Origin of the sequence: Thalassospira lohafexi (assembly GCF_002844275.1) — a bacterium.
GTDB lineage: Bacteria > Pseudomonadota > Alphaproteobacteria > Rhodospirillales > Thalassospiraceae > Thalassospira > Thalassospira lohafexi.
The window spans coordinates 640,383-660,570 of sequence record NZ_NXGX01000001.1 but is presented as its reverse complement, the minus strand read 5'-3'; the positions used below and the strand labels follow the sequence as shown (position 1 = coordinate 660,570).

At 52.9% G+C, this 20,188-nt stretch carries 18 protein-coding genes and 2 tRNA genes; 8 read left to right on the top strand and 12 right to left on the bottom strand.

The genetic code is table 11. The annotated features are described in order from the left end of the window. Positions 1-102: 102 nt before the first annotated feature. From COO92_RS02955 to COO92_RS02945, 3 genes are all read right to left on the bottom strand, one after another. Positions 103-867 (bottom strand): glycosyltransferase family 2 protein, encoded by a 765-nt coding sequence (locus COO92_RS02955; protein WP_101299732.1) that lies wholly within the window; start codon positions 865-867, stop codon positions 103-105. Continuing rightward, on the bottom strand, positions 864-1,715 hold the full coding sequence (locus COO92_RS02950; protein WP_240626292.1) for a glycosyltransferase family 9 protein: 852 nt from the start codon (positions 1,713-1,715) through the stop codon (positions 864-866). The genes COO92_RS02955 and COO92_RS02950 overlap by 4 nt, the downstream gene beginning before the upstream one ends. A 120-nt stretch (positions 1,716-1,835) precedes the next feature. Beyond that, positions 1,836-2,876 carry a glycosyltransferase family protein gene (locus COO92_RS02945; RefSeq protein ID WP_101299728.1) on the bottom strand — a complete coding sequence of 347 codons (1,041 nt, stop codon included), beginning with the start codon at positions 2,874-2,876 and terminating at the stop codon, positions 1,836-1,838. A gap of 147 nt (positions 2,877-3,023) precedes the next feature. Between COO92_RS02945 and ygfZ the strand changes: the two genes are divergently transcribed. After that, positions 3,024-3,938: a CAF17-like 4Fe-4S cluster assembly/insertion protein YgfZ gene (ygfZ, locus tag COO92_RS02940; protein WP_101299726.1), complete on the top strand. Its 915-nt coding sequence runs from the start codon at positions 3,024-3,026 to the stop codon at positions 3,936-3,938. Positions 3,939-4,011: 73 nt separating this feature from the next. Here ygfZ and ppdK read toward each other — a convergent pair whose 3' ends face one another. The 6 genes from ppdK to COO92_RS02910 all read right to left on the bottom strand — a co-directional run bounded on the left by ppdK (position 4,012) and on the right by COO92_RS02910 (position 11,457). Then, complete coding sequence (ppdK, locus tag COO92_RS02935; protein ID WP_101299724.1) at positions 4,012-6,684, bottom strand: pyruvate, phosphate dikinase; 2,673 nt, start codon at positions 6,682-6,684, stop codon at positions 4,012-4,014. A 77-nt stretch (positions 6,685-6,761) separates the two neighbouring features. Continuing rightward, the gene (gene glyS, locus COO92_RS02930; protein ID WP_101299722.1) at positions 6,762-8,825 is read right to left on the bottom strand and encodes a glycine--tRNA ligase subunit beta; all 2,064 of its coding nucleotides are present in this window, start codon (positions 8,823-8,825) and stop codon (positions 6,762-6,764) included. Positions 8,826-8,828: 3 nt separating this feature from the next. Further along, positions 8,829-9,719: a glycine--tRNA ligase subunit alpha gene (locus COO92_RS02925; RefSeq protein WP_022732982.1), complete on the bottom strand. Its 891-nt coding sequence runs from the start codon at positions 9,717-9,719 to the stop codon at positions 8,829-8,831. Positions 9,720-10,024: 305 nt separating this feature from the next. Next, complete coding sequence (locus tag COO92_RS02920) at positions 10,025-10,243, bottom strand: hypothetical protein (RefSeq protein WP_022732981.1); 219 nt, start codon at positions 10,241-10,243, stop codon at positions 10,025-10,027. Between the two features lie 73 nt (positions 10,244-10,316). Next, complete coding sequence (locus tag COO92_RS02915) at positions 10,317-11,102, bottom strand: tRNA1(Val) (adenine(37)-N6)-methyltransferase (protein ID WP_101299720.1); 786 nt, start codon at positions 11,100-11,102, stop codon at positions 10,317-10,319. 97 nt (positions 11,103-11,199) lie between these two features. Beyond that, positions 11,200-11,457, bottom strand: a complete 258-nt coding sequence (locus COO92_RS02910) for a putative signal transducing protein (RefSeq protein WP_022732978.1) — start codon at positions 11,455-11,457, stop codon at positions 11,200-11,202. 283 nt (positions 11,458-11,740) lie between these two features. On the opposite strand from COO92_RS02910, the gene COO92_RS02905 reads away from it, so the two are divergent. From COO92_RS02905 to COO92_RS02895, 3 genes are all read left to right on the top strand, one after another. Then, a complete protein-coding gene (locus COO92_RS02905) occupies positions 11,741-12,751 on the top strand; it encodes a polyprenyl synthetase family protein (protein ID WP_165792264.1) in 1,011 nt (336 codons plus the stop codon). A gap of 111 nt (positions 12,752-12,862) precedes the next feature. Then, positions 12,863-12,939: transfer RNA gene (locus COO92_RS02900), tRNA-Pro, on the top strand. Positions 12,940-13,141: 202 nt separating this feature from the next. Beyond that, positions 13,142-13,218, top strand: a tRNA-Pro gene (locus tag COO92_RS02895). A gap of 37 nt (positions 13,219-13,255) precedes the next feature. Here the strand turns inward: COO92_RS02895 and COO92_RS21955 are convergent. Then, on the bottom strand, positions 13,256-13,741 hold the full coding sequence (locus COO92_RS21955) for a hypothetical protein (protein WP_133125037.1): 486 nt from the start codon (positions 13,739-13,741) through the stop codon (positions 13,256-13,258). Between the two features lie 27 nt (positions 13,742-13,768). On the opposite strand from COO92_RS21955, the gene COO92_RS02890 reads away from it, so the two are divergent. The 3 genes from COO92_RS02890 (at position 13,769) to COO92_RS02880 (ending at position 16,936) form a co-directional block, all read left to right on the top strand. Then, positions 13,769-14,830, top strand: a complete 1,062-nt coding sequence (locus COO92_RS02890; protein ID WP_101299718.1) for a TRAP transporter substrate-binding protein — start codon at positions 13,769-13,771, stop codon at positions 14,828-14,830. A gap of 109 nt (positions 14,831-14,939) precedes the next feature. Next, positions 14,940-15,524 (top strand): TRAP transporter small permease subunit, encoded by a 585-nt coding sequence (locus tag COO92_RS02885; protein WP_101299716.1) that lies wholly within the window; start codon positions 14,940-14,942, stop codon positions 15,522-15,524. Between the two features lie 20 nt (positions 15,525-15,544). Further along, positions 15,545-16,936: a TRAP transporter large permease gene (locus COO92_RS02880; RefSeq protein ID WP_101299714.1), complete on the top strand. Its 1,392-nt coding sequence runs from the start codon at positions 15,545-15,547 to the stop codon at positions 16,934-16,936. Between the two features lie 193 nt (positions 16,937-17,129). Here the strand turns inward: COO92_RS02880 and spbR are convergent, their stop codons facing one another. Further along, positions 17,130-18,266 carry a SpbR family protein gene (gene spbR / locus COO92_RS02875; protein WP_101299712.1) on the bottom strand — a complete coding sequence of 379 codons (1,137 nt, stop codon included), beginning with the start codon at positions 18,264-18,266 and terminating at the stop codon, positions 17,130-17,132. 449 nt (positions 18,267-18,715) lie between these two features. Here spbR and COO92_RS02870 point away from each other — a divergent pair, with 449 nt between their 5' ends. Then, positions 18,716-19,114: a c-type cytochrome gene (locus COO92_RS02870; RefSeq protein WP_101299711.1), complete on the top strand. Its 399-nt coding sequence runs from the start codon at positions 18,716-18,718 to the stop codon at positions 19,112-19,114. A gap of 93 nt (positions 19,115-19,207) precedes the next feature. On the opposite strand, the gene COO92_RS02865 is transcribed toward COO92_RS02870, so the two are convergent. Continuing rightward, the gene (locus COO92_RS02865) at positions 19,208-19,948 is read right to left on the bottom strand and encodes a DUF6969 family protein (RefSeq protein WP_101299709.1); all 741 of its coding nucleotides are present in this window, start codon (positions 19,946-19,948) and stop codon (positions 19,208-19,210) included. Positions 19,949-20,188: the final 240 nt, after the last annotated feature.

Genomic DNA, 20,188 nt, shown 5'->3' with positions numbered 1-20,188 from the left:
GAGCCCTCTCAAATACTCAAATAGCAGTGCATTTTCTGATATCGAGGGCATTCCCTGACTATATTCGCCTACACTATTTGTCACAAAACACACGCCCACCGTTCAGGAGTCCTCGTATCTGGCCTTAAGATAGGAAAGGATTGGGAACAGCGCACCAAACAACGCGATCAGAAAGCCCATTCCACCTTCCTTGTATCCCTTGCGCGCAACAAAGCAGCGATAGAAGCGTGAAAAAATACGCCGGAAGTTATTTGCAAACGTTCCAATGTCGCCACTTTCGCGCAAATCGGCAGCCCGAGCTGTCGAATAGCTATCCAGTCGACAGATCATGTCAGAGATATTGCGGTCAACAAAATGAAGAAGAGCGCCATTAAGCTTGGGTCCCTTGCGTCCCTGCATATCAAACGAAGGATGCACCCGTTGTGATCCCCAGTTCTTATGACCTTTTCGGAACAGCCTCCAAACCGCAGATGTCCCGAATGAAGCCCCCCAACCATATCTGACAAGCCGCTTTCCGACATAATTGTCTACAGGGACCACATAAAGATCAAACGCGTCAGACCGCACAGCCGCGCGAATAGAAATCGCGAGCTCTTCGCTGACGTGTTCATCTGCATCAAGTTCGAAAATCCAGTCGCCTGTGGCTTCTTCAATTGCGCGATTGCGCCGTGCACCTTCTATGTCCCAGCTGCCAACAACGGTTTTCGCACCATATTTCTGAGCAACTTCTTCTGTCTGGTCAGTACATTTGTCGCACACGACAATGATCTCATCCGCAAATGACACCTTTTCCAGACAGGACGGCAGTCGCTCCTGCTCATTATGGGCGCACATGACAACCGAAATACGCGGCTTTGCCTCAGTCATTTGTCTTTTTCCTCTGCCCGAAAGTCAGAAACCAATTCTGTAGCTGCTGTCACAACTTTTTCGACCGGCAAACTTTCCATGAGGTTTTCTTTGGAAAACCAGCTTGTTCGATTAGCAATAATTTTATCGTAGGACCAGTCTGTCCGAACAGCCCGTCCCCATTTAGCAAAAGGGCTATAATGCTCATCGCGCGATGGGCCAAAAAGACCTAGCGTCGGTCGACCCGATGCAGCAGCCATGTGCATCAATCCAGAATCGTTACCAAGATAAAGATCCGCTTTTTTCAGGCACGCCATGACCGTCAACAGATGCTCGTTGCCAAAGATTTCTGTTCGCTTGTCCTCTGGTACTGACTGGATAACCTGCTCAGCCGAACTGCGTTCATTAGGAGCCCCCACCAATAAAACATGTGCGTTTTCAAGGGCCGCGCCCTTCTCGGTCAGCTTATTGATTGTCTCTGCAAACCGCTCCGCGTGCCAAGTTTTACCAATCCAGTTCGCTGATGGCCCAACCACTAGAAGTGGCGCACCATCATTAGGCACAAGTTGCGCAGCCCTATCCTCATCTTCTTTTCTGGTCCATACTTTTGGCATTGGTGGTGGGTTGAGACCGATTAGACCACCAAGTTGCACGACACGATGGAGGCCATCATCATTCCCCTTAAGCACAACCCGTTTCCACCCGGGCAAAACATACGCCGTCGCACTGCCGCGTAAATCAACGATCACGTCCCACCAGGTCAGCGCAACCGACTTCCAAAGCTTCCACCAATGCCCGCCGCGTTTTTGCTTGGGCATCTCGATAATGCATTCAAGATTGGGGACGGCCTGGAAAATCGGGGCTGCCACCGGGCCACAGGCAACCGTAACCTTTATGCCCGGATAGGTTTCGACATAATGGCGTAAGACCGATGTCGACAGGACAGCGTCGCCCAGACGGTTTGACGTGATAAACAGCAGGCGCACAGCTTAAATTTTCTCCAGCTCACCGGCGACATGAATCCATTCGCGGCGGTCATTGCGTGCGGCTTCGGACTGAGTGGAAAAGAACGACCGGTCGGTCAGAAGCTGCCAAGTGATATTACCATATGCCGCCTCATCGGGAACGATATACCCCGTTTTGCCATCTTCAACGCGGGTTTTGGCAATCCCGCCATAAGACACAACCGGTGTTGCCGCACCAAGTGCATCGACAATCCATTGACCGGCATAGTCCGTGCCGTATTTTCCGTGATGCAAAAACGCCCGCGCATTGGCCACCGTTTCAGCCATATCGCCTTCGGGTTTTGGATGTAAAACCCGAACTCCCTTGTCAATCGCCGAACGCACCAGATCAACGATGTCGTCAGATACCTGATCATTTTCACCGGCCATCGCCATGAAAAGATCATAGGCATAGATTTCCAAAATTGCCTTGGGCGCCTTGGGCGCAACGTAGGCTTCCCAAATACGCACAATCTGGGCAATCCCCGTTGTCGTATTGGCAACCGTAACTGCCACTTCTTCGCGCGATTCAAACGCCCAACGCATGTTTGAGGCCATGGTAAAGGCCGTGACGGCCCCCGGCTTGACCACAATCGGCTTTTTCACCAGATCGGTTTCAAAGCTTTTTTTCTGCGCGTCATCGGTAAAGACGATCTGCACTTCCTTGTCATGCAGAACCAACCGCAGATCATCGGCGTTCAATTTCGTCGGATCACCATCAAACCAAAGGATTGTTTTTGCATCCGCCGGAATCGAAGCGTGACTTAACAATGCCGGATCGCGCCAGGCAATTACCGTGTCAACCGCATCGCCACCAAAGGGCGGCAATTCGGCATCAAGTTGTCGCCATGCAACACCGTGCATATCCTTGTCGATGCCACCATTTCGGCGCGCTTCGACCTTATGGCCACGGGCAACAAGGGCCTCGGCGAGCGCAATAAAGGCGCGCTGCGTGGTCCCTAGCGGGCGGGCTTCACGATCTTTGGGATCAAAGCCGATGGAATGATCAAGCATCAAGATTTTCATAACTTTGGTTCTATCTGCTCGGCAGCGTTTTATGAAGGGTTTTCTTACATCACACTCTGGCTTTCGTTCACGAGACAGGGCTTGCGAATTATGTGCAATTGCCCCACATTTCGGCCAAACCATTCCGACAAACCGGAGCCCATACATATGACCGAGACTTTTTACGCCCTTCTGCCGGATCGGGCCGTGATCCGGGTCAGTGGTCCTGACCGCGTCAGTTTTCTGCAAGGGCTGGTATCAAACAATATCGAAACCATCAGTGCCGAGAAATCCGGCTATGGAGCCTTACTGTCCCCGCAGGGGAAATTCCTGTTTGATTTCTTTGTCTATCAGCAGGACGAAGATAGCCTTTTGATCGAATGCGAACGTGGCGAAGACGGTGCACGGGCCGCAGATCTTTTCAAAAAACTGCGCATGTATAAACTCCGTGCCAAGGTCGAACTGACCGATGTCACCGACAGCTATGACGTGGTTGCAGTGTTTGGCAAGAATGCGCTTTCATCACTTTCATTGCCCGACACCCCGGGCAGCACCGCAGGCTTTGCCAACGGGATTAAGGCGGTTGATCCGCGTTTGACCGCAATGGGCGCACGTGTATTGCTGCCGAAAAATGGCTTGGCTGAAATGGCAGCAATCGGTGCCACCGAAAGCGATGTGGAAGCTTACCACCAATTGCGCGTGTCACTTGGTCTGCCCAATGGCAGCGAAGAACTTGAAATCGACAAAGCCATTCTACTTGAAAACGGTTTTGAAGAGCTAAATGGCGTCGATTTCAAAAAGGGCTGCTTTATGGGGCAGGAACTGACCGCACGGACCAAATACCGCGGTCTGGTGCGCAAACGGTTACTGCCCATCACAATCACCGGCACCGCCCCGGCACCGGGAACCGCCATCATGAATGGCGACAAGGAAGCAGGCATCATCCGCTCCGTCCATGGCGATGGCGGGCTTGCTCTGATCCGTCTGGAACGTGTTTCTAAGGGGGATGAACTTCTGGCCGACGGCGCAAAAATTACGGTCAATATTCCCGATTGGGTGTCGCTACCAGAAAGTGCGGCGTAACCCGGTTTTAAACGCCAAATCAAGCAAAGACAAAACACCGGCGGCAAGGTCATCTTGCCGCCAGTGTTGTTATTTAGGACGACTTGCGATCAAGGGCTGCCTGTGCGGCGGCCAAACGCGCAATCGGCACGCGATAGGGCGAACAGGATACGTAATCTAGCCCCTGTGCTTCGCAGAACGCGATGGAGGACGGATCCCCACCATGCTCGCCACAAATGCCAAGCTTGATGTCGGGGCGCGTCGCACGCCCGCGGTCGGCCGCAATGCTGACCAACTCACCAACCCCTTCCTGATCCAATGACACAAACGGGTCACCGGCAAAGATTTCCTTGGAAATATAGGTATCGAGGAACCGCGACGCGTCATCGCGCGACAGACCAAAGGTGGTCTGGGTCAAATCGTTGGTGCCAAAGCTGAAAAACTCGGCTTCTTCGGCAATTTCGCCGGCTTTGAGGGCTGCACGCGGCAATTCGATCATGGTGCCGACAAGGAAAGTCAGCTTGGCCAATTTTTCGGCCTCGACCTCGGCTGCAACCTTGATGATCGCGGCTTTCAGGATTTCGAGTTCCTTTTTACCAACGATCAGCGGGATCATGATTTCCGGGATCACCGGATTACCACCATCCTTGGAAACCTCAATCGCGGCTTCAAAGATCGCACGCACCTGCATTTCATAGATTTCAGGATAGCTAATGCCAAGCCGGCACCCACGATGGCCCAGCATCGGGTTGGCTTCCGTCAGGTCAAGCAACCGGCGGCGCACAATCGCCTCGGACACGCCTGCCGCATTGGCAACCTCGGCGATTTCCCCGTCACCATGCGGCAGGAATTCATGCAAAGGCGGGTCAAGCAGCCGGATCGTGACCGGAAGCCCCTTCATGATGCGGAACAGGTCAATAAAGTCCTGCCGCTGATAAGGCAGAAGCTTATCAAGGGCGGTGCGGCGCCCCTGTTCGGTTTCGGCCAGGATCATTTCACGCATGGAAATGATCCGTGCCGGGTCAAAGAACATATGTTCCGTCCGGCAAAGACCAATACCCTCGGCGCCAAAACCACGTGCGGTTTGCGCGTCATCGGGGGTTTCGGCATTGGTGCGGACCTTAAGCCGGCGCACACCATCTGCCCATTCCATCAGTTTGGAAAAATCACCCGAAAGATCGGGTTTGAGCGTCGCGACCTCGCCCAGCATGATTTCGCCGGTTGCCCCGTCAAGGGTAATAACATCCCCTTCCTTAAGGTTCACACCGCCCGCAATCATGGTTTTGTTGGCATAATCGATCTTGATCTGACCCGCACCACAGACACAGGGGGTCCCCATGCCACGTGCCACCACGGCCGCGTGGCTTGTCATCCCACCGCGGGATGTCAGGATACCTTCGGCGGCATGCATGCCCGCAATATCTTCCGGGCTGGTTTCGATCCGCACCAGAATGACTTTCTGGCCCTTGTTATGCGCCCAATCTTCAGCAATTTCAGAAGAAAACACGATCTGCCCGGATGCCGCCCCCGGGGACGCCGGAAGGCCCATGCCAATTACTTTACGTGTGGCTTCCGGATCAAGGGTCGGGTGCAAAAGTTGATCAAGCTGGGCGGGATCAACACGGCGCAGGGCGTCTTCCTTGCTAATCACGCCATCACGGCACATTTCAACGGCAATGCGAAGGGCTGCCTTTGCGGTGCGTTTACCGGCACGGGTTTGCAGCATATAAAGCTTGCCCGTCTCAACGGTAAACTCCATGTCCTGCATATCGCGGTAATGGGATTCCAGCTTATCGCGGATATCACACAGTTCGGCAAAGACCTTGGGAAGCGCTTCTTCCATCGACGTCAAATCCGACCCGGATTCTTCGCGTTCGATTTTGGTCAGCGGTGCTGGTGTCCGAATGCCCGCAACCACGTCTTCGCCCTGTGCGTTGATCAGATACTCTCCGTAGAAACGATCTTCGCCGGTCGATGGATTGCGCGAGAAACACACACCAGTTGCGCAATCATCGCCCATGTTGCCAAACACCATGGCCTGCACGTTAACTGCCGTGCCCCAGCTTGCCGGGATACTATGTAAGCGACGGTATGTATTGGCCCGTGCATTCATCCAACTGCCAAACACCGCACCAATCGCGCCCCAAAGCTGTTCACGCGGGTCTTGCGGGAAAGGCTGACCAAGCTCGCTATCGACCTTTTTCTTGAAATCGCGGACGACCTCGGCCCAATCATCGGCACTCATTTCGGTATCAAGGGAATAACCCTTGTCTTCCTTATGGATCTCAAGGATTTCTTCGAAATGGTAATGCTCAACGCCGAGCACCACATCGCCATACATCTGAATAAAGCGGCGGTAACTGTCATAGGCAAAACGACGATCACCTGACACTGATGCCAAGGCTTCGACCGTTTGATCATTCAGACCAAGGTTCAAAACCGTATCCATCATGCCGGGCATGGATGCCCGCGCACCGGAACGAACAGATACCAAAAGGGGATCATTTGCGTCGCCAAACTTGCGCCCGACCAGCTTTTCAACTGCCGCCAGCGCCGTTTCGACTTCGGCATTCAGACCATCCGGGTAAGCACGGTCATTGTCATAAAACGCCGTGCAGACTTCGGTTGTAATGGTAAAGCCAGGCGGGACAGGAAGCCCAAGATTACTCATCTCGGCAAGGTTCGCACCCTTGCCACCCAGAAGTTCACGCATATCCGATCGGCCTTCGGCGTTACCGCCACCGAAACCGTAGACCCATTTGGTCATCTTGCCTTTTCCTCATCTGGTCAAGGCCCTTTGGCGGGCCTCCCCAGGATGGGGAAAGCCCCGTAACCCCGACCTATTTATGTTTCGATCTTTGAGAAGTCTGCAATGTCATGCAAGGCCGTCCGAATTTGCGCCAGCAGCTTAAGCCGGTTGGCACGTTCGTCGGCCTTGTCACTATTTACCGTGACCTGTTCAAAGAATGCATCGACCGGTTCACGCAACCGCGCAAATTCGGTCATTGCCGCGGCATAATCCTCGTTACGCAAAAGCGGCAAGGCGGTATGCCGGACATCGATGAGCGCCTCATACAGCTTGCGTTCTTCATCCACGCTCAGAAGATCCGCGGAAACATCCGCGTCATAGGACGTATCGTCCTTTTTCTCTTCGATGCGCAGGATGTTGGACGCACGCTTGTAGCCAGCCATAAGGTTGACGCCGCTTTCGCCCGATACAAAATCGGAAAGCGCCTCAACACGGGCCAGCAGGCGGACAAGATCGTCCTCGCCATCCAGTGCAAACACAGCAGACACCAAATCATGGCGGACACCCTGTTCACGCAGATGAACTTTCAAACGGTCAGCAAAGAATGCCAAAAGGTCATCCACTGCCGCGTCACGACGAATAGCCGTCGGGTACTGGGAAACGGCAAAGGCGAACACACGCCGAAGCGGCAAACGCAAACCATTTTCCAAAACCAGACGAATGACACCCAATGCCGCACGACGAAGCGCAAACGGATCTTTTGACCCGGTCGGCTTTTCATCAACCGTGAAGAACCCGGCAAGGGTATCAAGCTTCTCAGCCAAGGCAAAGGCAACCGAAACCGGGGCCGTCGGACACATGTCTGACGGACCAGCCGGGGCATAATGTTCGGCAATGGCATTGGCAACTTCCGGGGCTTCGCCGTCATTTTCGGCGTAATATTTCCCCATCAGTCCCTGAAGTTCGGTAAATTCAAACACCATCTGCGACACCAGATCGGCCTTGCCGATTTCAGCGGCACGGTCGGCCAGTTTGACATCACAGCCCGGAATATCGGCCGACAGCTCGCGTGCGAGCCCACGCAGGCGCAAGACACGCTCGGAAAGCGATCCCAGCTTGGCATGGAAGACGATGCTGTCGAGTTTCGGCAGACGCGATTGCAGCGTCACTTTCCGATCCTGATCCCAGAAGAATTTGGCATCATGCAGGCGTGCACGCAAAACGCGTTCGTTCCCGGCAATGATTTTGGCATTGTTGTCCGCCGTCACCATGTTGGAAATGGTGATAAAGCGTGCGGCAAGTTTGCCGTTTTTATCTTCGACAACAAAATACTTCTGATGTTCACGCATCGAGGTTTCAAGAACCTCACGCGGGATATCCATAAACAGGTCATCGACCTTGCCCATCACCGGAACCGGCCATTCAACCAGGCCACAGACTTCTTCGAGAAGACCGTTATCGTCCAAAAGGTCAAAGCCCTCGGATGCCGCCAGCTTTTTGGCACCGTCAAGGATGACCTGCTTGCGCTCTTCACGGTCAAGCATGACCATGGCGGTGCGCAGTTTCTCTTTGTATTCGGTGGCATTGGCAACGCTAAAGGTTGCTGGGGCAAGGAACCGGTGGCCGCGGGTCGTATCACCTGCGTTGACGGGACCGTAAGACGCCGGGATCACCTTGCCATCAAACAGGCACAGAATGCTGTCGAGCTGACGCACCCAGCGGACTTTCTGATCGGCCCAGCGCATCGATTTTGGCCACGGCAATTTGGCCATGGCATCTTCGACGATGTCCTTGATGACCTCGGCACTGGCACGGCCTTTCTGTTCGACAATCGCAAACAGGAAGGTCCCCTTGGGCATGTCGCGTTTTTCGCACTGATCAAGGGTCACACCGTTCCCTGTCAGGAAACCGTTAATCGCCTTTTCAGGTGCATCGGCGCGTGGACCACGGCGTTCTTCGCGCAAGTCCGGCTGTTTTTCCGGCAAACCATCAATGATCAGGGTCAAGCGGCGCGGGGTGACCAGCGTTTCGACAGTCTCAAACGCAAGATCGGCGGCTTTAAGACCATCGGTGACCAGCTTTGAAAGGTCAGCAGTCGCACGGGCCTGCATACGGGCCGGGATTTCTTCGGAAAACAGTTCAAGCAGCAACTCGGCCATAACTTATGCCTCCTCTTTCAGATGGCCGCGTGATCGCAGCCACGCCTCGCAGCAGGATTTCGACATGTCGCGAACACGGCCGATATAGGCCGCACGTTCGGTCACGGAAATCACACCGCGCGCATCAAGAAGGTTAAAGATATGGCTGGCTTTCATTGCCTGCTCATAGGCCGGCAATGCCAGACCGCGTTCGATATTAACGCCACACTCGGCCTGCGCGTCCTTGAAGTGCTGGAACAACATATCGGTGTTGGCAACTTCAAAGTTATAGGTCGATTGTTCGATTTCATTTTGCAGGAACACGTCGCCATAGCTGACGCCCTGACCATTGTAATCAAGGTCATAGACGTTCTCGACACCCTGAATATACATCGCCAGACGTTCCAGACCATAGGTCAGCTCAACCGGGACCGGGTTGCATTCAAACCCACCGACCTGCTGGAAATAGGTAAACTGGGTGACTTCCATGCCATCCAGCCAGACTTCCCAGCCAAGGCCCCATGCACCAAGGGTCGGGCTTTCCCAGTCATCCTCGACAAAGCGGATGTCATGGGCCATCGGGTCAATGCCCAGATGCTTGAGCGAGCCAAGATACAATTCCTGCGAATTGCCCGGCGACGGCTTCATGATCACCTGAAACTGGTAATAGTGCTGCAAGCGGTTCGGGTTTTCCCCATACCGACCATCGGTTGGACGACGCGATGGCTGCACATAGGCCGCATTCCAGCTTTCCGGTCCAAGCGCGCGCAAGGTTGTCGCGGTGTGGAAGGTACCGGCACCGACTTCCAAGTCATAAGGCTGAAGGATGACACATCCCTTATCGGCCCAATAGCTTTGCAGTCGAAGAATGATTTCCTGGAATGAAGGGGGACGTTGCGACCCGTCGAGCGCCATTGCGCAAACTCACTATTACTGTTGCCTATAAATTAGAGCGGCAAGCTACCGCCCTGCCCCGCCGGGGTCAAGAAGGCAAAAGCCCTGAGATGCACCGAATTTGCAACCCTTGCATCACTGCTTGCCACAAAATACCGCACCGCAACATCATAGATCAGCGATCTGGTGCCGGTTTTCAAATGAAATCTGCCCGTGTTGACACAAAGTCGAAGACAGGCCGTTGGATTTCTGTCGCTTGCATTGGCATATCTTTCCGCCCCAAACCGGGCGCGAAACCTTGGCCAAGAATAATGCTCAGCTTAGCCCTAGCAGCGATGGGCATTGCCTTCGGCGTGGTAAACACCGCACTCGGGGCATTTTTCCATTTCCTGCGCCACTGTCTTTGGCTGGCTTTTCTTCTTATGGCGGGTCTGCTTTGGCTGTTCGTTTTCTGAAACCTGCTTGAAACGGTTAAACAGCTTAAAGCCCTGCCAGACGACGACAATGACCAGAGCGGTAAAAATGATTTTCGAAAAGCTGAGCATATCCGTTCCCAAAGCGCATTTATTCCTGCGCCACAGCGCAACCAAGCGGTTCTTATATTAAACTCTCATCGATTTAGAAACCGGGCAATGGCAAAGGATTGCGCAAAATTTGTTCCGCGTGCGGTAAAAAGGCCCCTGCGGCGTCATGCAAAACAAGTCCGCGGCGCAGGGTAAGCGGCGATGCCACCCCTTTGCGGGCTGAAACAATCACGCGTAGTGGTGCCTCGGAATTATCTTTGCTCCAGATCGGGTAAACCGTCACATCCCCGGCTTTACCATGCAATAAACCGATGATGCGATCCAAATGATCTGCACGATGGACCAATGTAATCCGCCCTTTAGGACGCAGCATTTTCAAACAGAACCCGATCCAGTCTTTGAGACTGGTATGGCCTTCCTGATGGGCGGTTGCCCGGCTTTCATTGGCCGGGCGCGTACCACTAGGATAGTAAGGCGGGTTTGAAATTACCTGATCAAACCCGTGGGCCTGTAAAGGTAACCTTGGATCATTGATATCGCCATGAACCGGGGTCACGCGCCCGACCAGATTATTTTCAACCACGTTGCGACAATAAAGCGCATAGAGGTCATCCTGCAGTTCAATACCGGTCACAACCGCGTTTTCCAGTCGATGCGCGACACACAACCCGGCCGAACCAACCGCCGCCCCGACATCAAGAATTTTTTGATCGCGTCTGGAATTAATCGCGACCGCAGCCGCCAGAAACACCGCATCGACCGCCACCCGATAGCCATCGACCGGTTGTTTAAGCGTTACCGACCCACCCAGAAGAAAATCATGACTGATCCGGTCTTCGGGAAAGTCGGGCACATCACATGTCGCACCTGCGTTTGTCATCAATCGCCTTTATTTGCGCCACCAGTGTCACGCACCTCATCCTGCCCAGCAATATGGGTTTTGGTGAAGTCCCGAGACCCAGCATTACTTGCCAGCATCACTTGGACGTCAGTTCGTCCTTTTTGTCTTGTTCTGCGTTATGCGCATCAAGCTCGCGTCTGGCAATATCAAGAATGTATTTCGCGCGACTTTCCTGTTCGCCGTCAACCATCAAGCGCCGTTGCAGCGCCCCGATAGATCCTTCGATGATGCTGGCGTGATAATCAAAGATGTGGCTCGAAATTCCTTCATCCGCCAACACCGATTGCGCCCAGCTCAGCTCAATCGGATCGTTGCTGCGAAACAGTTCGATCATATGGCGGTTCCCCTTAAATCGTTTGCTCGGTGTGTCACCTTGACCGGATCGTTTCAGATCCAGTGTTGAAATTATACGTACATTAATGTGGGGAGCCTGTGCAGCCGTTTTCAGAAAACGCCCTTAACTCCGCAATTTATCTAGGCTCAGGACCCTGTGCACCACAGCATTTGTCCCCTTGACCGGTATGCCCTTGGCTATCTATGTTGAGGCCGCCTGATGTTATTTGCAATCTTCGCTAAATGCAGGCCGCGAAGATGCCATTGGAAAGTCGGAATACAGCGTGACCAATACCGCACCGCAGACAAAGCCTCAGCCGAGCCTTGATTCACTGGTTAACCTTGTTGACGCCGATATGAAGCGCGTCAATCAGGTCATCATCGACAATATGCACAGCGAAGTCGCCCTGATCCCGCAACTGGCATCACATCTGGTTGCGGCCGGTGGCAAACGCATGCGTCCGATGCTGACACTGGCATCGGCCCGGCTTTGCGGTTACGGCGATGGTCCCGATGCGGTTGACCTTGCCGCCTGTGTTGAGTTTATCCACACTGCAACTCTTCTGCATGATGATGTGGTTGACGAAAGTCAGCTACGCCGCGGTCAGGCATCAGCCAATGCCCTTTTTGGCAACGAAGCAAGCGTTCTGGTCGGTGATTTCCTGTTTGCGCGCGCCTTTGTCGTGATGGTCAAAACCGGATCGCTGCGCGTTCTTGATATTCTGGCACAGGCATCCGCCGTCATTGCCGAAGGCGAAGTCTTACAGCTTGCGACCGCCAATGACATGGGCACAAGCGAAGAGGCCTATCTTGAAGTCATCTCAGCCAAAACCGCCGCCTTGTTTGGCGCAGCATCGCAAATCGGTGCGGTCATTGCCAAACGGTCGGCCGAGGAAGAAGAAGCCCTTCGGCTTTATGGCATCTATCTGGGTACTGCATTCCAGCTGATTGACGATGTTCTCGATTATTCGGCCCATCAGGCCACGCTTGGCAAAACCGTCGGCGATGACTTCCGCGATGGTAAGGTCACACTTCCGGTGATCATTTCCTTTGCCAAGGGCGACGACGATGAAAAGGCATTCTGGCGTCGTTGCATGGAAGATCAGAATTTTGAAGATGGCGATCTTGACCGTGCGCAAACGCTGATCCGCAAACATGACGCACTTACGGCATCAATGGATCGGGCCCGCGACTATGGTCAGATGGCAATTGATACGCTGACCCGCTTTGACGATGGTCCGATCAAGGATTCGATGATCGAAGCGGTCGAGTTCTGTATTTCCCGCCCCTACTGATACCACCTATCGACAAGCACCCCATATTGCTTGGCGGTGTTGGGCAACGCTGTCACAAAAATATCTTGCGTCACTTGCCAGAAACCATTATCACCCGGCTTCGCAGAATGACGGAGCGTAGCTCAGCCTGGTAGAGCACTGTCTTCGGGAGGCAGGGGTCGGAGGTTCGAATCCTCTCGCTCCGACCATTATTCAAAGGCCCTGAAACGGTGATCCGTTTCGGGGCCTTTTGCGTTCAAACCAATTGGTCAAATCAGAACCCCGGATCGATCTTGACTTATCCTTGGGCAACTCGGTGCTGAACGCCTCCAATCATGCAAATATTTCGCTGAAAACAGCCCGATTATGCTTGATCCGCGCCGAAAGAAGAGCTAAACCTCCCGCCACTGACGGAGCGTAGCTCAGCCTGGTAGAGCACTGTCTTCGGGAGGCAGGGGTCGGAGGTTCGAATCCTCTCGCTCCGACCATCAGTCGGGCGGTCTTTTTTTAAAGGACCGCCCGTTTTCATTTCGGGGCTATGATGCCCGGGCAACGTCGCACTGCCCCATCTCCAAAATCGGGGGCCAGCAGTCCGAATGATGTTGTAGCTGCAAAACCAGATGCCTGCGCACAGCCCATGAAAATCGTCATCACACGATAAATCAAAACACCCCGCACCATACATTCAGCGCTCAACCCCATACAAAAGGCGAATCGTCGCAGAGCAATTTTGCTAAGCGACGAATATAACGTGTCTTTTAAGGATAGGATCGCACCAAAACCTAAACGTCTGTAAAAATACGCATTCCCGTGCGCAAATCCTGCTTTTGAAGCTGGATGCAAGTTATTTTTCACGCATCCGCAAAGATATTTTCTTGCGCAAAGAGCGAAACAAACTTGCCCATACTTGCGAATTACGCTTATGCTCGGCCTCGCAACATGAAAATCGGCGGAAACCCGCACCAATAATAATAGCAAAACGCGGTTGCCCGCCTCACGTGGTATTACCAATTTCGGACTTCTTAGGGAGGAAGACGGATGAGCTTTTCTAAACTGCTTAAGTCGGCAACTTGTGTCGCAGTTCTCGCAGCAGCAGCATTTTCTGCTGCCCCATCTGATGCAAATGCTCAGGAACGCGTTCGCTGGAAAATGGGGTCGACCTATCCAGGCAGCCTGACCCAGCTCGGGACGCTGGGCAAGCGCGTCGATGAAAAAATCGACGCCGTTTCCGGTGGCAACATCAACATTAAATTCTATGAGCCGGGCGCACTTGTACCTGCACTCGAAGTTTTTGATGCTGTTTCAACCGGTTCAATTGATGCTGCTTTCTCAACCCCGGGATATTGGGCAGGTAAAGTCCCTGCCCTTCAGCTGTTCGGTGCTGTTCCGTTCGGCCCGCAGGCAGGTGAATATCTGGCATGGGTTAAGTTTGGCGGCGGTCAGGAAATCTTTGACAAGCTGTATGCTGAACATGGCATCAAGTCGCTGTTCTGCGGCCTGATCGCACCGGAAGCTTCTGGCTGGTTCTCCAAGGAAATCAACTCGGTTGATGACCTTAAGGGCCTGAAGATGCGCTTCTTTGGCCTTGGCGCAAAAGTCATGGAAAAACTCGGTGTATCGACCCAGCTTCTTTCGGCTGGCGACATCTATCCGGCACTTGAGCTCGGCACGATTGATGCAACCGAATTCTCCATGCCGGCGATCGATCTGAAACTTGGCTTCCATCAGGTTGCCAAATATTACTACTTCCCGGGCTGGCATCAGCAGTCGACCTTCTTTGATCTGATGATGAACAAAGAAAAATGGGATGCACTTTCCGACACCCAGCAGGCACAGATCGAAACGGTTTGTAACGACAACCTTGCATATGGTTTCGCCGAAGGCGAAGCGATCCAGTTCGCAGCCCTGAAAGAACTTCAGGAAAAAGGCGTGAACATCAAAAAATGGTCGCCGGAAATGCTCGATGCGATGCGTGGTGCATGGGAAGAAGTGGCTGGCGAACTTTCGAGTGAAGATGCCGCATTCAAGGATGCCTATGAAAGCCTGCAGTCCTTCCGTGCAGATTACAAAATCTGGAAAGACATCGGGTATCTCGATTAATCCAAACGGTCTGAAAGGCTGCTTACGCAGTCTATAAAAACAAGTCACGGCAAGGCCGGGTCCGCGTGCCCCGGCCTTGACCGCGAAAGAGAAGACCCGGGAGTCTCCTATGGAAGCGCTACTAAAAATTAGTGACTGCATTGACGCCATCGTTTCCCGTATCGGGAAGTGGGCATCCTTGCTGGCGATCCCGCTGATGCTGACGATCATTTATGATGTGATCCAGCGTAAATTTGGCGGTCAGGGATCGATCAAGTTGCAGGAACTCGAATGGCACCTGCACACTGCTCTGTTCATGCTGTGTTTTGGTTTTGGTTATATTCGCGACTCTCATGTCCGTATCGAACTGATCCGTGACAATTTGCGTCCGCGCACCCGCGCCATTGTTGAAATGATCGGCGGCCTTATCTGTGTCCTGCCGTTCTGTGCCTTGGTGCTTTATTTCGGTTTTGATTTTGTCGCCCGCTCCTTTGAAAACCACGAGGTTTCGGCGTCGACAACCGGCTTGACCCATCGCTGGATCATCAAATCGACAATCCCCATCGGCTTTGGGCTTCTCGCGATGGCGGGGCTTTCGATATTTATGAAATGCTTCGTCTTTGTCTTTGGACCGACCAACCTGCATAAACGTGCGGGCTATTATGTCGGGACCCACCACGCAGACCTTGGCGACGTCGCCAAGCTCAAAGACTAAGCCGGACAGGGATAACCCAAATGGATAACTTTTATATCGAAGACTGGTTTCCGCTGTTCATGTTTGCCTGTATCGGCATCTTTGTGTTCACGGGTCTTCCGGTTGCATTCGTCATTTCAGGCATCGGGATTGCCTTTGGCTTCCTTGGCATGGCCTATGACGTTTTCTCCTTTATTGAATTCTTCAACATCGTTTCGCGCATCTGGGGTGGCATCGCCGAAAATATGGTGATGGTTGCCGTTCCCATGTTCATTTTCATGGGAACGATGCTTGAAAAAAGTGGCGTCGCCGAAGATCTGCTTGAATGCCTGAACATGCTGCTGCGCAAGGTTCCGGGCGGCTTGGCACTTTCGGTCACTCTGATGGGCACCATCATGGCCGCAACCACGGGCATTATCGGCGCATCTGTGGTGATGATGACGCTTCTGGCCTTGCCGGTCATGTTGCGCCGCAATTATGACCCGTCGCTGGCAACCGGGACAATTGCCGCCTCTGGTACCCTTGGCATCCTGATCCCGCCGTCCATCATGCTGGTTCTGATGTCAGACCTTCTGTCGATTTCAGTCGGCAATCTGTTTCTGGCATCGATCATTCCCGGCCTACTTCTGGCAAGTTTGTACACGGTTTATATCTTTATCCGCTGTCAGATAAACCCGTCACTGGCCCCGCCGCTTCCAGAAGGCGAAGCCGTCCACGGCAAAGACCTTGCGATGATGATGCTGCGAAGCTTCCTTCCGCCGGTCTTCCTGATTGTTCTGGTCCTTGGGTCAATCTTTGCAGGCTTCGCCACCCCGACCGAGGCCGCTGGCGTTGGTGCGGTTGGCGCGACGTTCCTTGCATTGGTTAAAGGACGGCTTAAATGGCCGGTCCTTAAGGATGTCTGCGAACGTTCGGCTCTGACCGGGGCAATGCTGTTCTTCCTGTTTGCCGGTGCGACCGTATTCTCATACGTGTTCCGTTCGCTTGGTGGCGATGATCTTGTCATTGATCTGGTTGAACAGGCAGGCTTGGGATCATGGGGCATCTTGCTGTTGCTGATGCTGATCGTGTTTATCCTTGGCTTCTTCTTTGACTGGGTTGAGATTACGCTGATTGTTCTGCCGATCTTTGCACCTGTGATCGCACAGCTTGATTTCGGTCATCATCTTGATGTTGGTGGATTGGGCGCAACCGAGACGCAGGTTCTGACCTGGTTTGCGGTCCTTGTGGCGGTAAACTTGCAAACAAGTTTCTTAACGCCGCCGTTCGGGTTCGCCCTGTTTTATCTTAAGGGTGTCGCACCAAAATCGATCTCCATTCAGCAGATATACAAAGGCATCATTCCCTTTGTTCTGTTGCAGGTTATCGGCTTGATCCTGGTGATGGCGTTCCCCGAAATTGCCTTGTGGATGCCAAATACCCTGCTTGAGTAGGCATCGGAACAACCACTGAATTTCCAAAAAGGCGCCGTTTAAGAACGGCGCCTTTTTCATGTTGCGAACGCCCCGTCAATTGACGACCTAAACTCCAGACACAAAAAAAACCGCCCGAAAGCATGTTGCTTAAGCTGGCGGTTTCCTGTGACGGTCATATGATTGATGGCAACGGTGACCGATTGCGCGGTTGTTACTGATGCATCGCCCGTTCACTGGGCAATTGCAGCATCCTACCCATCAGGTAATCGACATCATCGGAATCAAATTCGACACCCAGATCACCGTATTGGGTCAAAACCCGTTCGATCATGCGCCGTGAATAACGTTCCTTATCCTGCTCCCCACCATCAAAGGTGGTTTCGCGGGCAACTTCCATCGCGGCACGGACACCAGGAAAGAAATGTTCTGGCAGGTCGGCCTTATTGTAGATCGCCTCAAGCCCGAAAGGCCCGCTGTCATGGATCAGAATGCGGGTATTGATCAACGACACACCAGCACGCCGTGCTAGAGCCGCCTCAAAGAACGACACATCCCCCATGCAAAGTGCACGCAGGATCAACCCACTTGTCAGACGGTTGTTGGAATAAAGATGTTCGACCAGCAGTTCGACATCGCGGTCTTCCGCCCCCTCGCCCAGAAGCCCAATGGTCGCACTTTCCTGCGACTGGGTCATCACGGCGTTGACAATGCCCTCGGGGATGTGACCGCGTGAAATAAGTTCTGCGCGCATCCGATCAGACACCAGCGTTACCAGACGTTCGGCAATTGTGATTGGCAAATGATTGCGTTCAATCATTGGCTTTTGGATGCGTTCGTTTTCACCGAACTCTTCGACCACTTTCTGCAAGGATACTTCACTGATTTCGGCACCGGAGTTCGAAACCAGATCAACCATCACATCTTCATGGCCAATATCGACAAGGGTCGCTGAAACGACTTCCGACACATGGGCGCGCGACGCAATGGCGCGCTGCTTTTCCACACTGTCGGTATTATCGCCAATGATATCGACAAGGTCCTCATCATTGAGAACTTCGGAAAACTTCAGAATCGGCAAGGCAACTTCATCAACGTCACGCGCCAATGTTGCCACGACATCATGGGGCACAAGCGGGGTTTGCTGAAGGTTCTTGGCCAAAGCTTTACGCACACGGACTTCGGCATCGCGGATCATCAAACGAAAGATATCTTCGGCCAAAATGCGTTCGCTGTCAGACAGAGTTTCTGTCGAAAACTCGCGACTGATCTTGTCAGCAGTATCCGCACGGTTTGCCCCGGACGGGTCTTGAACCAGCTTACTCAGATCTTCTTTGGTGATACGCGGCAATAGATATCTCCTGGCACGCTTACCGGATGGCTGCCAACTAACCTTTTTACACTATACTTGTGGCAGAGTTTCGACAAACATAATTTCCCGAAATTCGGCACAAATACCCGATATTCAATACCCTAGCTCTTTCATCGTGTCATCCTCACAGTCAAAATGACCATATGTCGGGATCATTAACCGTGCATGTGAAAGATCATTTCAGGCCATGGATCGACGCGCAATCCATCATCAACATCCCTACGTATTAACTGTCGAAAATTGACTAAACTCAAATCCTGCACGGTTCAGATATGCTAGATGTCGTTATGATTTCTGGAATCTCAACAGCACGGCCTTATTTTTTAAGCACAATACGCCGCCCTGTTGACCTTCTGGTCACCCAGATGGATGCTAGTCTATCGATAGGTAATCCCGGTCAACGGGAATGAACAAAGAGAGGCCCGATAATGTTACTTTCCCGCAAAATTGCATTCGCCGCCACGTCCCTTGTCATCCTTGCCGCCGTCCCGGCCGTTGCCGGTGATGCCGAAAATGGCGAGAAACTTTTCAAACGCTGCGCTGCCTGCCACAGCGTGGATGCTGGCGTAAACAAGGTCGGCCCAAGTCTGGCTGGCGTTGTCGGTCGCGATTGCGGTACCGTCGATGGGTACAAATACGGCAAAGGATACCAAGCCGCTTGTGAAAAAGGCTTTGTCACCGACGAAGCCTTCCTGACCGATTACCTCAAAGACCCGTCCGCAAAACTCAGTGAAATTGCCGGTTCCAAACAGCGTTCGAAAATGGCCTTCAAACTCAAGAAGGATGAAGAGGTTGCAGACATGATTGAGTTTCTTAAAACGAAATAAATCGGCAACCCGATGCCCAAAAACAAAAGGCCGACGCATAATATATGCATCGGCCTTTTGTCATGTCAGGGCACCTAACCGTTTCCGGACTTGTCAGGCGGCCTTACAGCGTCGCCCCAGTTCGGCCCCGATGGCGCGCATCTGTTCGGCAACGGCGATATCTTCTGTCGAAGTTACTTCAAGATCACGATCCTCATAGACATCACGGTCCGGATATTGTTCCTGCCATAATGTGATCTTGGCGTCGCGCTGGCGGATCAAATCTTCGATTTGTGGGCGATACAGAACCATCATACCGGAAATCCAGCGATTAACCGGCCAGGACGGCTGTGCATGGTCGATGATGAAATTATCAAGCATCGCCGTCACGTAGGCACCATCATACCAGACCTCGCCGGTGACCCAGCGATTGGTGGTAAACAGTCTCTGGCAAAACCCGAACTCATCCATGGAAAATGCCACCAGATGCGAAAGCGCATCGTTTGGCCCTTCGGGATACTCAAAACCGTCTATCTGTTTTGGTTTGCAGCCATCGGGCATGCCGCGCGGGCGCATGAAACTGTGGAAATGACCATGTTCATCCCATTCACGCCGTTCTTCCTTTGGGTGGGCGTGATAATAAAACTGCGCATGTGATTGACGGTCATAAACATCCCCTTCGGGGTAATGCGTCCATTCATAAAATGTCCCGCCCGTTTTGATCAGCTCACCGACGATGTTATCGCTGGTGGCGGTCAAAACCCGATGACATTCCATGACATCACGCCCCGCAGCCAACATTCTTTTCAGTCGGCCCGTTGGAATGGATGTCCAGTCGATTGCTATTTCACTCATATCAGCACCAGTGTCTTTGCGATCCGCTTTCTATATCCGCAAAGGCAGAAATATCCGCATTCTGGTCATTCCGACCAGTTAATCTCGTTCAAGAGTTAGTGATTTCAACGTGCTTTGCAACAATGATCAATCAATGGAATTCAGTTTCATACTGATTATTCCATTATGAAATACGCACATTAACCCTGTGATCAATCATATGAGGCTGTCCCTCTGGCACGCGAAATCGGGTGGCACGCG

Bases quoted from the DNA above. Each gene is read 5' to 3' on its own strand.
- COO92_RS02955 (WP_101299732.1), bottom strand. From the start codon at position 867: ATGACTGAGGCAAAGCCGCGTATTTCGGTTGTCATGTGCGCCCATAAT.
- COO92_RS02945 (WP_101299728.1), bottom strand. From the start codon at position 2,876: ATGAAAATCTTGATGCTTGATCATTCCATCGGCTTTGATCCCAAAGAT.
- ygfZ (WP_101299726.1), top strand. From the start codon at position 3,024: ATGACCGAGACTTTTTACGCCCTTCTGCCGGATCGGGCCGTGATCCGG.
- ppdK (WP_101299724.1), bottom strand. From the start codon at position 6,684: ATGACCAAATGGGTCTACGGTTTCGGTGGCGGTAACGCCGAAGGCCGA.
- glyS (WP_101299722.1), bottom strand. From the start codon at position 8,825: ATGGCCGAGTTGCTGCTTGAACTGTTTTCCGAAGAAATCCCGGCCCGT.
- COO92_RS02925 (WP_022732982.1), bottom strand. From the start codon at position 9,719: ATGGCGCTCGACGGGTCGCAACGTCCCCCTTCATTCCAGGAAATCATT.
- COO92_RS02920 (WP_022732981.1), bottom strand. From the start codon at position 10,243: ATGCTCAGCTTTTCGAAAATCATTTTTACCGCTCTGGTCATTGTCGTC.
- COO92_RS02915 (WP_101299720.1), bottom strand. From the start codon at position 11,102: ATGACAAACGCAGGTGCGACATGTGATGTGCCCGACTTTCCCGAAGAC.
- COO92_RS02910 (WP_022732978.1), bottom strand. From the start codon at position 11,457: ATGATCGAACTGTTTCGCAGCAACGATCCGATTGAGCTGAGCTGGGCG.
- COO92_RS02890 (WP_101299718.1), top strand. From the start codon at position 13,769: ATGAGCTTTTCTAAACTGCTTAAGTCGGCAACTTGTGTCGCAGTTCTC.
- COO92_RS02885 (WP_101299716.1), top strand. From the start codon at position 14,940: ATGGAAGCGCTACTAAAAATTAGTGACTGCATTGACGCCATCGTTTCC.
- COO92_RS02880 (WP_101299714.1), top strand. From the start codon at position 15,545: ATGGATAACTTTTATATCGAAGACTGGTTTCCGCTGTTCATGTTTGCC.
- COO92_RS02870 (WP_101299711.1), top strand. From the start codon at position 18,716: ATGTTACTTTCCCGCAAAATTGCATTCGCCGCCACGTCCCTTGTCATC.
- COO92_RS02865 (WP_101299709.1), bottom strand. From the start codon at position 19,948: ATGAGTGAAATAGCAATCGACTGGACATCCATTCCAACGGGCCGACTG.